At 69.3% G+C, this 11176-nt stretch carries 9 protein-coding genes; 1 reads left to right on the forward strand and 8 read right to left on the reverse strand.

Annotated features, from left to right (window positions below):
• Positions 1 to 233 precede the first annotated feature (233 nt).
• A complete protein-coding gene (locus QZX79_RS07700; protein ID WP_294567106.1) occupies positions 234 to 1226 on the forward strand; it encodes an IS481 family transposase in 993 nt (330 codons plus the stop codon).
• Here QZX79_RS07700 and QZX79_RS07705 read toward each other — a convergent pair.
• The 8 genes from QZX79_RS07705 to QZX79_RS07740 all read right to left on the reverse strand — a co-directional run.
• Positions 1223 to 2398, reverse strand: coding sequence for an ROK family transcriptional regulator (locus tag QZX79_RS07705; RefSeq protein ID WP_294567109.1), 1176 nt, complete (start codon positions 2396 to 2398; stop codon positions 1223 to 1225). The two genes, QZX79_RS07700 and QZX79_RS07705, sit on opposite strands and share 4 nt — an antisense overlap.
• 67 nt (positions 2399 to 2465) lie before the next feature.
• The gene (locus QZX79_RS07710) at positions 2466 to 3614 is read right to left on the reverse strand and encodes a glycerate kinase (RefSeq protein WP_294567111.1); all 1149 of its coding nucleotides are present in this window, start codon (positions 3612 to 3614) and stop codon (positions 2466 to 2468) included.
• On the reverse strand, positions 3611 to 4972 hold the full coding sequence (locus QZX79_RS07715) for an MGH1-like glycoside hydrolase domain-containing protein (RefSeq protein ID WP_294567116.1): 1362 nt from the start codon (positions 4970 to 4972) through the stop codon (positions 3611 to 3613). The genes QZX79_RS07710 and QZX79_RS07715 overlap by 4 nt, the downstream gene beginning before the upstream one ends.
• Positions 4969 to 6051: an ABC transporter ATP-binding protein gene (locus QZX79_RS07720; RefSeq protein ID WP_294567119.1), complete on the reverse strand. Its 1083-nt coding sequence runs from the start codon at positions 6049 to 6051 to the stop codon at positions 4969 to 4971. The genes QZX79_RS07715 and QZX79_RS07720 overlap by 4 nt, the downstream gene beginning before the upstream one ends.
• A gap of 45 nt (positions 6052 to 6096) precedes the next feature.
• A complete protein-coding gene (locus QZX79_RS07725; protein WP_294567123.1) occupies positions 6097 to 6966 on the reverse strand; it encodes a carbohydrate ABC transporter permease in 870 nt (289 codons plus the stop codon).
• On the reverse strand, positions 6963 to 7856 hold the full coding sequence (locus tag QZX79_RS07730; protein WP_120168780.1) for a carbohydrate ABC transporter permease: 894 nt from the start codon (positions 7854 to 7856) through the stop codon (positions 6963 to 6965). The genes QZX79_RS07725 and QZX79_RS07730 overlap by 4 nt, the downstream gene beginning before the upstream one ends.
• Positions 7856 to 9205, reverse strand: a complete 1350-nt coding sequence (locus QZX79_RS07735) for an ABC transporter substrate-binding protein (RefSeq protein WP_294567135.1) — start codon at positions 9203 to 9205, stop codon at positions 7856 to 7858. The genes QZX79_RS07730 and QZX79_RS07735 overlap by 1 nt, the downstream gene beginning before the upstream one ends.
• Positions 9206 to 9663: 458 nt before the next feature.
• Positions 9664 to 11176: HNH endonuclease signature motif containing protein (locus QZX79_RS07740; RefSeq protein WP_294567139.1), on the reverse strand; the 1513-nt coding region annotated here is incomplete at its 5' end.

An 11176-nucleotide genomic window follows, 5' to 3' on the forward strand; every position in this document is an offset into this window, starting at 1 on the left:
TCCGGAGCCCCGGCGGGAGTATGGAAAGCCCCGGGAGGACCGCGTGGATTCCGGGGAGGGCATGCGCAGGGCGCCGGCCCGAAAGCCGGCGCCCCGTGTCAGCGGTCCCCGCTAGCTGTACTGCCCAAAGACGTTGGTTGATGTGTGAGGACGCGTTGTAGGTTCTGGACGCGGGGAGGACCTCCGATCGAGAGTGGAGCTGTCTAGGTTCCGGTGTCGATCAGGAGGTCCTCGTGTCTCACGCTAATGCTGCTCTGAGCCCGATTCAACGGTTGCGGATTGCTAGACTCATCGTCGATGACCGGTGGCCGGTGGCGCACGCGGCGGCGTTCTTCCATGTGTCCTGGCCGACCGCAAAGCGGTGGGCCGACCGGTACGCGGCGATGGGCCGCGAAGGCATGGCCGACCGGTCCTCGCGCCCGCACCACAGCCCCACGAAGACACCACCGGCGGTGGTGCGGAAGGTGGTGCATCTGCGGTGGAAAAAGCGCCTCGGACCGGTCGGTATCGGAGCCCGTCTCGGGATGGCGGCCTCCACGGTCCACGCGGTGCTCACCCGGTGCCGGCTGAACCGGCTGCACCACGTCGATGTCCGCACCGGGGAACCGATACGACGGTATGAACACGAGAAGCCCGGGGATCTGATCCACGTCGATGTGAAGAAGCTCGGGAACATCCCCGACGGCGGCGGCTGGCGGTACGTCGGCAAGCAACAAGGCGGCCGGAACCGGGCCGGCACCCCGGATAAGGCCCGCAGCAAACACCGCGGCCCGCTGATGGGAACCGCGTTCGTGCACACCGTCATCGATGATCATTCCCGCCTGGCCTACGCCGAGATCCACGACGATGAGACGGCCGCCACCGCGGTCGGTGTCCTGCAACGGGCTGTGTCTTGGTTCGCGGCCCGGGGAGTCAGCGTCCACCGGGTCCTGTCCGACAACGGCTCGGCCTACAAATCGCATCTCTGGGCCAAGAGCTGCGCCGGCCTTGGCATCAAAGCCAAAAAGACCAGGCCCTACCGGCCGCAGACCAACGGGAAGATCGAGCGCTTCCACCGAACCCTCGCCGATGGTTGGGCCTTCAGCCGCCGTTACACCAGCGAATCAGCCCGCCGGGCAGCACTGCCGGCATGGCTCCACGAATACAATCACCACAGGCCCCACACAGCCATCGGAGGCAAACCACCCATCACCCGGCTAACCAACCTCCCTGGGCAGTACAGCTAGCTGAGCGAGTACTGCAGCAGGAATCCGTCGATAGCCGCGGGCGCGAAGACCTTCCGCATCACCAGGGTGGTGAGCCCCTCAAGGGCGGCATCGTCGCCCGCCGCTCCGCCTTCGACGGTGAGGCCCTCGGCGATCCGTCCGACGACATCGGAAAGCACCCGCTCCCGCACCTGGTCGACGAATGCGGGGAGCACCCCGATGGTGCCTCCGAGGACCAGCCGGTCGGGGTTGATGGTGGTGACGGTGGTCGCCAGTGCCCGGCCCATGACGTCGGCGGCCGCCGTCAGCGCGTCAATCACCACCGGTTCGTCCCTCCGGGCGGCGGCGCTGATCTCCGGGAGGGTGGGGTAGCCGGCCGGACCGAGCTTCAGGCCCAGGGAACGCCCCGAACTGAAGGTGGCAAGGCAGCCGTGCCGGCCGCAGCTGCACACCGGTCCGTTGGGGGCGACGCGGATATGGCCGATGTCGCCCGCTGCGCCGTGGGCGCCGTGAAGGATCGAGCCGTCCACAACGATTCCGCAGCCGATGCCGGTGGCGACCTTGACGTAGACGAGGGTTTCGGCGTCGGTCCCGCGTTCGCCCAGCGCCGCGGTGCGTGCGTCGTTCTCGATGACGAGGGGCACCGGCCAGCGCCCGGAGATGGCGGCGACGACGGCGTCCGGCGGCCAGCCGGGGATCGTCGTCGAGTGGACCACGTGACCGGTGGCCGCCTCGACCGGGGAGGGCAGGCTCACCCCCACGCCGGTGAGGATTTCTGAGGTTTCCTGCTCCAGCAGTTCGGCCCCGGCCGCCAGCAGCGGCCCCAGGACGGTGTCGGCGGGTGCGGAGATCCGGTGGGCCAGCGTACAGGTGCGCAGCTGCCGGCCCGCGGTGTCGGTGACGCTGACCGTGGCGTGGGTCTGGCCGAGGGCGAAGGCGAGGATGACGCGTCCCCGGTCGTCGAACCGGATCTTGCGGGAGCGGCGCCCGCCGGTGGCCTCGAGCGGTTCGGCCTCGTAGACCAGGCCGCGGCGCACCAGGGCATCGAGGCGTTCGTAAAGGGTGGCACGGGACATGCCGGTGGCCGCCAGCAGCTGCTGGCGGGACAGGCCGCCGGTGGAACGGATCAGGTCAAGGAGGCTGCCGTGGGAGGCGGCCCCACCCAGCCCTGCTGGCACACGCTCAACAGCCATTTCCGTCCCCTCCTGTTCGGTCGTCCAGCCTACCGCAGGCCGATCGGCCCTCCGGCTCCGCGCCGGGTCAGGCCGCGGGGAACCAGTCGTCGGCGATCCGGTGGCCGAGGGTACCCAGTAGGGCGTCGGCGTTGCGGATAGATTTCCGCAGGTCCTGCTCCAGTTCGGTCAGTGCGTAGGCGCGGGCGATTCCGAGTCCCTGCAATTCCTCGGTGGTGAGGGTCCGCCGTCCGCAGACCGCGGCGACGGGCAGGCCGCGCGCCAGGGCGGCACGGGCCACCCCAGCCGGAGCCTTGCCGCTGAGGGTCTGGGCGTCGAGGGAGCCTTCACCGGTGATCACCAGGTCACCCTCCCCAAGCCCGTCGAGTGCGTCGGCGAACCCGACGAGTTCGAGGACGACGTCGACTCCGGGTCGGGTGGTGGCCTCAAGGACCGCCAGCGCGGCAAAGCCGAGCCCTCCGGCGGCCCCGGCCCCGGGCGCCTCGCTGACGTTAGGGTCGGACCCGCAGGCACGGTGAACGGCGTCGGCGTAGTGCCGGAGCCCGTCCTCGAGCGCGGCGATGTCGGCGGGCGAGGCGCCCTTTTGCGGACCGTACACCGCTGCCGCGCCCCGGGGCCCGAGGAGGGGATTGTCGACGTCGGTTGCGAGGATCACCTGGCAGGTGGCGAGCCGGGCGTCGAGCGTCGTGAAGTCGAGCCGGCCCAGGTCGGCCAGGGCCCCGCCGCCGCGGCCGAGTGCACGGCCGCGGCGGTTGACGGCGAGGGCGCCGAGCGCCTCAAGGAAGCCAAGGCCCCCGTCGGTAGAGGCGCTGCCGCCGACCCCGAGGATGATCCGGCTGGCGCCGGCGTCGAGGGCGGCCCGCACCAGCTCGCCGGTGCCGTAAGTCGTAGCGGCCAGCGGGGAGGGTACTCCACCGGGCAGTTTGTCGAGCCCCGAGGCCTGGGCCATCTCGACGACGGCGGTGGCCGTCTCCTCCTGCCAGGCGAAGGCAGCGGCCAGCCGTTGCCCGGTGGGGCCGGTGACCATCACCTCCCGCCGGGCGTAACCCGCACCGACGGCGGCATCGAGGGTTCCGTCCCCGCCGTCAGCGATGGGCATGCGCACCACCCGCAGGTCCGGGCGGTGCGCCGTCAGGCCGCGGCCGACGGCGGCGCACACACCGGGGGCGCCTAGGGAGCCCTTGAACTTGTCGCTGGCGACGAGGACGGTCCTCATGACGGAGTATCCGGAGCTGCTCCGCCGGGTGCACCGATCCATTCGAGGGCCGCCGCGGCCGTCCACGCCTGGGCGAAGCTGCCCAGCGGCGTCCCGGTCAGGGGATCGTAGTATTCGGCAAACTTCAGGTCCGAGATCTGGTCCAGGGAGGCCGAGCGCAGGCTTCCATAGAGGTGTTCCTGGCCGTCGCGGGCGCTGGCCCAGCCCAGGAGCAGGTTGAGGAAGGGCCAGACCGGTCCGCGCCAGTAGGTGCGGGGGCGGAATGCCGTGCTCGAGGGAGAGGTGGAGGGCGGCAGCGGGAACCGCAGGTCCGGGTGGCCCATCCAGTGCGGTCCCCGGAGCAGGTCGCGCTGGCGCTCGAGGAGGCCGGGGTCGCCGCCGGCCACCAGCGGTGCGAAACCGGAGACCGTGTCGGTGGAGATCCACTCGCCCGCCAGCACGTCGTAGTCACGGGCCAGGCCGGTGGCGGGATCGACCGTTGAGGCCACTCCGGCACGGAACCGTTCGGCCAGCTCCCGGAGCTCGGCGGCCTCCCCGGTGCGGCCGAGTTCGTCCCCGAGCCCGGCAAGCACCTCACTCGAAGCGGCCATAATGCCCGAGAAGAACACGTCGCGGACCCGGAAGTCGACGGTGTCGCGGACCGCGTCGTCGTCGAACCGGACCGAGGCCATCTGCTGGACGAGCCAGAGGTACTTGGTGTACTCGGCGTCGTCGGGGCGCTCGCTGGCATGGGCGACGTGCAGGGTGTCCCGGCGCGTGAACGGCTCGACCTCCCCGGGGACGACCCGGGAGTACGGTCCGTCCCAGCGCGGGGAATTGTCGAAGCCCGATTCCCAGCCGTGGTGGATCTCCACGAGACCCACGCCGTCGGGGTCCCGGACGGTGGCCAGCCAGCGGTGCCAGGCGAGCCAGCCGTCGAAGGACTCGGCAAGGAAGGCCTCGGCGGCCTGCTGGTCACTTCCGCCGTTCTCGCGGGCGCGGTCAAGGATGTGCCGCAGGGCGATCGCGTGGACCGGCGGCTGGCAGATTCCGCTGCTCCGGGTCCCCAGGGGCAGCGCCGCGGCGTTGGCGGTTCCCCAGCGGTCGAACCCGGGGAAGTAGCCGGTGTCGTCGTCGGTGAAGACAATGTGGGGGATCATGCCGGTTGACCACTGGGCGGCCAGGAGCGTGCGGAGCTCGGTGATGGCGCGGGGAACGCTGACCCGGGCCAGGCCGATGGAGATGAAGGCCGCATCCCAGCTCCACATGTGCGGGTAGAGGTTGGGCGCGGCCGTGGTCATGGTGCCCAGGTCGTTCACGCGCAGGACTTCGATGGCGGCGGCGCGCAGCTCTGCCGTGCTGAGGGTTTCGGTGATCATCGTGCCACCAGCGCCATGGCGGTTTCGCTGTCGTAGAAGCGCATGCTGTTCGGGGAAAAGGTCAGCCAGATCGTGGCGCCGGGGGAGGTGCGGAAGGTCGGCGGTGCCTGGACCTTGATGGTCTGGCCCTCCACTTCCACCGTGAGCAGGATCGAGGAACCCATCGGTTCGACCACCAGGACCGTTCCCGGGACGTCTCCTGAGGAGCGCTGGGTGTCGACGGCGACGTTTTCGGCGCGGACCCCCAGCAGGACGTCGGTGCTCGAGTAGGACTGCAGCAGGGACGGGGCGCGCAGGCGCTGGTCCCCAACGATCAGTGCGCCGCCGTCACCGGAGACCGCCGCCTTGATGAAGTTCATCGGCGGCGAGCCGATGAAGCCGCCCACGAACCGGTCGGCCGGTGCGTCGTAGACATCGAGCGGATCACCCAGCTGGGCGATCTGTCCCTTCCGCATAACGGCCACGCGGTCACCCAGGGAAAGTGCCTCGCTCTGGTCATGCGTGACGTACACGGTCGTCGTCTTGAGATCCTTGACGATTTTCTTCAGCTCCGATCGGAAGTTGAGACGCAGCAGGGCGTCGAGGTTGGAAAGGGGTTCGTCCATGAGGAGGACGTCGGCGTCCATCACGATGGCGCGGGCGACGGCGACGCGCTGACGCTGACCGCCGGAGAGCTGGGCGGGCAGGCGGTCCAGGTAGGGGCCGAGCTGCAGCAGGTCGGCGGCCCAGGCGACCTTCCGATCGATTTCCTCCTTCGGCTTCTTCGCCATGGAGAGTCCGAAGCCGATGTTGTAGCGGACCTTGCGGTGGGGGAAGACAGCGTAGGACTGGAACACCATCGACATGTTGCGCTTATTCGGCGGGAGGTAGGTGACGTCCTTGCCGCCGACGGCGATGGATCCGCTGTCGGGCAGTTCGAGTCCGGCGAGCATGCGCAGGAGCGTGGTCTTGCCGCAGCCCGAGGGGCCGAGCAGGACGGTGAAGTCGCCGTCGGCGATGTCGAGCGAGACGTCGTCGGTGGCCCGCTCGGTGCCGCCGGGATAGGTCTTGACGAGGTGGGAGATGGTGATATCCGCCATGATCGGCTCCTTCGAAGGTAGAGGAAAGCGTTGGGGGTGCGCGGGTCAGCGGATGGTCGAGCCCCACATATTGGTCAGGTAGCGGCGCATGAATGCGATGAAGATGATCGACGGGATCACCAGGGCGAAGCCTCCGGCGAACCGGTAGGCCAGGGGTGAATCGGCGAGCGAGGTGAGGACCTGCGCCGGGAGGGTCCGGTGGTCGAGGGTGAGGATCGAGGCGCCGAGCACCTCGTTCCAGGACATCACGAAGGTGAAGATGGAGGCCGCCGCGAGTCCGGGCAGGGCCATCGGCATGACCACCTTGAGGAAGGCTCCGGCCGGGGTGCACCCGAACACGCGGGCCGCCTCTTCGACGTCGATGGGGACGCTGAGGAAGACGCTCGCGGAGATGAGGATGGTGGTGGGCAGGGCCAGGGCCGTGTGGAGCAGGATCACCGCGTACGTCGTGTCGTACAGGTCGACGGTGAGGAAGAGCCGGGCCAACGGTACGGAGAGCACCACGATGGGCAGGGCGCGGGTGAACAGGAGGAACAGCTGGTAGGGCTCCTTGGCCGGGAAGGCGAACCGGGCGAGGGCATAGCCGGCCGGGATGCCGATCAGCGCGGAAATGAGCAGCGTGCCGATGCCGACGATCAGTGAGTTGCCGAACGCCCCGAGGATGCCGGTCGAGCCGAGGAACGCTCCGAGGGTCTCGAAGGACAGGTTTGTGGGCAGCAGGCTCAGGGGGAAGTCGTTGAGGGACTCCCGGGTGGAGAGTGCGGCCAGGGAGATCAGGTAGATCGGCACCAGCATGAACAGCGAGATGACGATGCAGGCGGCCTGGAGCAGCGCCCGGTCGCGGCGCAGCCGCTTCAGCGGGGCGGTGTCTACCTCGGGCTGGGGTGCGAGGGGTTTCGTTTGCGTCGTCGTCATCGGGTGCCTTCCTGCCCTTTGTCGCGGAGTGCCCGCAGGTAGAAAACGGAGATCAGCATCGAGGCCACGAGGATGACCAGTGCGAGGGCGGCCGCCACATTGGGGTTCTGCAGGGCGGTGTACCAACGGTAGGTTTCGCCGACGACGAGCGGGAAGTTCTGGCCGGTGAGTGCCTGGGCGACGGCGAAGGTCTGGAACGCCAGGATGGTGCGCAGGATCAGTGCCACCTGGAGGCTCGGTTTGAGCAGGGGAAGGGTGACGTGGCGCAGCCGCTGCCAAAAGGTGGCGCCGAAGACCTGTGCCGCTTCGTCGTAGTCCTTGGGGATGCCCTGCAGACCGGAGACCACGATGACGAGCACCAGCGACGTCGAACGCCACACCTCGGCGACGAGGACGCAGAGGAACAGGGTGGCGGGGTTGTCGTAGGCGAGCCAGGGGATGGAATCGAGGCCCAGGGAGGTCAGCACGGAGTTGAGGTAGCCGCGGTCGTTGAAGATCGAGAGCCAGACGAGGCCGGCGGCCAGGTCACTCAGGGCCAGCGGAATGGCCCAGACGAAGAAGTGGACCTTGTTCAGGCGAGGGTTGGACCGCAGGAGCAAAGCCATGGTGATGGCAAAGACAAACTGAAGCGGGATCATCACCGCGATCAGCAGCAGGGTGTTGCGGACTGCGGGCCAGAAGTAGGGGTCCTCGACCATGCGGGTGATGTAGTCCAGGGTGAAGCCTTCATCACCGCGGAAGGCCTGGAGCACGCCCTGGATGACGGGCCAGCCGAGAAGGAGTGCCATGAAGACGATCGACGGTGCGATCAGCAGGACCGCCGGGGGGATGCGGCGGGGACGGGCGGGCGTGTCCAGTTGGACCGGGGCCGGGGGTGAATCGACTGTCATTACGCTACCTCGCACTTCTGGCCGGGTGAGACAGGGTCGGGGGCCCAGCACGGAACGTCCAGGTCCTTGAGGATGGTGTTGAGCTGTTTGGCCTGGTCATCCAGGGTTGACTGGACGGCCGAACCGTTGAGGCAGATCTCCTGGAAGCAGTTCTTGAAGATCTGCGAGACCTCGCCCTCCTTCGCGCCGAGGCCCACCGGAGGAAGGGCGAGGCGTGCGTCGGCCGATTCCTGCTGGAGCTTCACCGCAGCGGCCTCGAGGGCGATCGCTCCGGCGAGGTCGGTGGGGAGTTCCGTCTGGACCACCGGGAAAAACGCGTTGCTGCGCAGGGTTTCGATCTGCGTTTTCGGTTTGGCGAGGCCGCGGATGGCCTGTTCGGCCCGGTCGCGCTCGAGGCCGTTCTTGGGAAGGGCGACGCCGGCGACGATCAGCATGTAGCCGCGGCCCTTCGGTCCGCGAGGGGAGGGAACCATGAGCCATTCATCGGGATTGTCGGCCGGGGCGTCGATGAGCCGGGCGACGTGGTCCCAGGCGACGAGGACCTCGCCGCGGGCCAGTGGTTCCTGCATGGCGTCGAAGTTGGTCGAGGCCGGGGCAGAGGCGTCCCAGAGGTCCCTCATGTACTCCCAGGCGGTCACTGCGTCCTCATTGCGGAACGTAGTGATCTGGCCGCCGGTGAAGCTCGGCAGCAGGAAGCCCTGGTAGAAGCGGTGGTGGAGTCCCTTGGGGCCGGCCGGCAGGCCGAAGACGGGGCGTCCGGCACCCTTCTTGGCAGCCTGTGCCCATTTCAGGAAGTCCTCGTAGGTGAGGTCGTTGACGTCGACGCCGTTGGGAAGCCACTGGAGTGCTTTCTTGTTCACGGCGACCACGTAGGTTGCCTGCATCCACGGAACGTACTTGGAAGTGGAGCCACCGACCTTGGTCAGTTCAAGGATTTCCTGGTTGTAGCCGCTGCCGGAGAGATCGTTGAGGAGCTGGTCGACGTCCTCGAGGGAATCGGCGAGTGGGGCGAGGTCGCCGTGGAGTCCGCCTAGGAGTGCGGTGCGGACGCTGCCGGCCTGGGACTGGGTCTGCACGGTGGAGGTGAAGACCCCTGGGTCGACCGAGTTGTAGGCAACGGGAACGTTGAGGGTTTTCTTGAGGACGTCTTCGTAGCGCTGCTTTTCCTCGACCGGGGTGAACTGGGTGGAGAGGAAGCCGACGGTTCCCTTGGCGGCTGAGGCGCCGCTGGTGTCGAAGCCTGCACAGGAGGCGAGGAAAGGAACTGAGAGGGCCGCGCCGAGTCCTCCAAGGAGGGCGCTGCGTCGTGAGACGGAGCGCTGCAGGAGTTGGGGAGGGGTGTTTTTCACTGGTGCTCCGATCGAGAGTGCTCCGTTGCAGCTTCCGTCTAAGACTCAGACAAAAGGTGCCATGTGTCAAGTGCCACAAGGAAAAGCCTGGTCAAGCCGGGGCTCACGCAGGGCTTTCAGGTGGCACCGGTCGGGCTCGCATCAGCGGCGGATTGGGGGCCTTCGGTGTTATCGGGGTAGGAGATTAGCTGGGCGGCCACGAGGTGTGGGATCAGCTGGGCGGCCGCGAGGTGTGGGATCGGCCGGGCGGCGGCGGGGTGTGGGATCGGGCTGGGTGGCCGCGAGGTGTGGGATCGGCCGGGCGGCGGCGGGGTGGGAGATTGACCGCGCGGCGGCGGGGTTGGAGATCGGCCGGGTGGCGGTGAGGTGGGAGACCAGCGGGCGGGCCGCTGCGTGCTAATCGGTTGCCGGAGCAGCCGGGTGAAGTCCAGCGCCACGTGCGCCAATCTGGTGGACGCTCATTCCAGATGGAGTTCGGGGGTTGTTTTGGGGGGTCCGGTGGTCCAGTAGCCGTTGCGGCGGGGTTTTTGTTGGGGGTCGATCGAGTGGGGTGGGCGGAACCAGGGGATGCCGTGGCGGGAGTGCACGGTCCAGGTTCCGTCGTGGATGCGGTGGTGGTGGTGGGAGCACAGCAGCACCCCGTCGGTGAGGGTGGTGGTGCCGCCGTGTTCCCAGGGGGTGATGTGGTGGGCCTCGCACCAGGTGGCCGGGATGGTGCAGCCGGGGAAGGCGCAGCCCTTGTCGCGGGCGACCAGGGCCCGGCGCAGGTGGGGTGGGAACAGCCGCTGGGCGCGGCCGAGGTCCAGGACCTGGCCCTTGCCGCCCAGGACCAGGGGGATCAGGTCCGCGTCGCAGGCGAGCCGGCGGATGCTGCTCGCGGGGAGCTGCCCGGCGAAGACCGCGTCCCCGGCCCGGTTCAGTTCGCCCAGCAGGGTGCGGTGGTCGATGGTGACCATGATCTGGGGGCGGTGCCCGCCGGCGGCGGGCAGGCCGTCGCCGGCCAGGGCGATCCGGCAGGCGCCCACCAGGGCCTCCAGCAGCTGCTGCGCCCTCGTGGGCCGCTCCCCCCGGCCGAAGGCTGGGTCCTCCCCGGATGCCGGGTCGTCCGCGCCCCCGCCTGCGATGCCCTGCCCTTCAACGTCCCGGTCTTCCCTGTTCCGGTCTTCGGTGTCCCGGGCGTCGGCCGCGGGGTCCTGCACCGCCTGGTCCCCGCCGGGGGCGCCGGCGGTTCCATTGCCGGCGGTCCCATTGCCGGCCGCACCGGGGCCGGGGAGGCGGGGGTTGGTGGCGGTGTTCATCACCGTGGCGAGGTGTTCGAACTGCTCATCGGTGGCCCCGATCTCCAGCAGGTGCAGCCCGTGGCGGCGCCCGCGCAGGAACACCCCCTGCCGGGCCCGCAGCAGCTTCTCCGAGGGCTCCTGACCGTCCTGGTCCAGGGTGTTCTCCCAGCGGCGGGCCACCGCGCGCAGAATGTCCTCATCGCCCTCACCGGCCTGGCTGGTGAGGTGGGCCTCCATCGCCTCCACAGCCGGAGGCCCGGCGACGGGCCGCACCCTGTCGATGGCGTCGCGGATCAGGGACGCGGCCCGCCCGCTGACCTTCCCGGCGGCGCAGGCCGCACCGAGGACCTCCAGCGGCGCCGGCACCTCCTGCCCGGCCCCGGGGGCCGGCGGCAGGGTGGCCGCGGCCAGGCGCAGCCGCCGGTTCGCCTCGGCCCGGCTGATCCGCAGCCGGGCCCGCAGGTAGTCCGCGGTACCGCGGAACTCCGACCGGACACCATCACCAGGCGAAGCCACCCCGGGAGCGGCCCACCGCCCCTCGCTGGAAGCAGGCCACTGCCCGCCGTCGGGAGCGGGCCGGCGCCCGTCACCGGGAACGGCCCACTCCCCGTCCCCGGGAGCGGGCCGGTGGTCTTCCCCACGGTAGGCCAGCTGGTGTTGGTCGGCGGCGTGGGCGCCCAGGACCTGCAGA

This window comes from uncultured Arthrobacter sp. (assembly GCF_902805515.1).
Lineage (GTDB): Bacteria > Actinomycetota > Actinomycetes > Actinomycetales > Micrococcaceae > Arthrobacter_D.

Coding starts and splice junctions, on each gene's coding strand:
- QZX79_RS07705 (WP_294567109.1), bottom strand. CDS start 2,398: ATGGCTGTTGAGCGTGTGCCAGCAGGGCTGGGTGGGGCCGCCTCCCAC.
- QZX79_RS07710 (WP_294567111.1), bottom strand. CDS start 3,614: ATGAGGACCGTCCTCGTCGCCAGCGACAAGTTCAAGGGCTCCCTAGGC.
- QZX79_RS07715 (WP_294567116.1), bottom strand. CDS start 4,972: ATGATCACCGAAACCCTCAGCACGGCAGAGCTGCGCGCCGCCGCCATC.
- QZX79_RS07720 (WP_294567119.1), bottom strand. CDS start 6,051: ATGGCGGATATCACCATCTCCCACCTCGTCAAGACCTATCCCGGCGGC.
- QZX79_RS07725 (WP_294567123.1), bottom strand. CDS start 6,966: ATGACGACGACGCAAACGAAACCCCTCGCACCCCAGCCCGAGGTAGAC.
- QZX79_RS07730 (WP_120168780.1), bottom strand. CDS start 7,856: ATGACAGTCGATTCACCCCCGGCCCCGGTCCAACTGGACACGCCCGCC.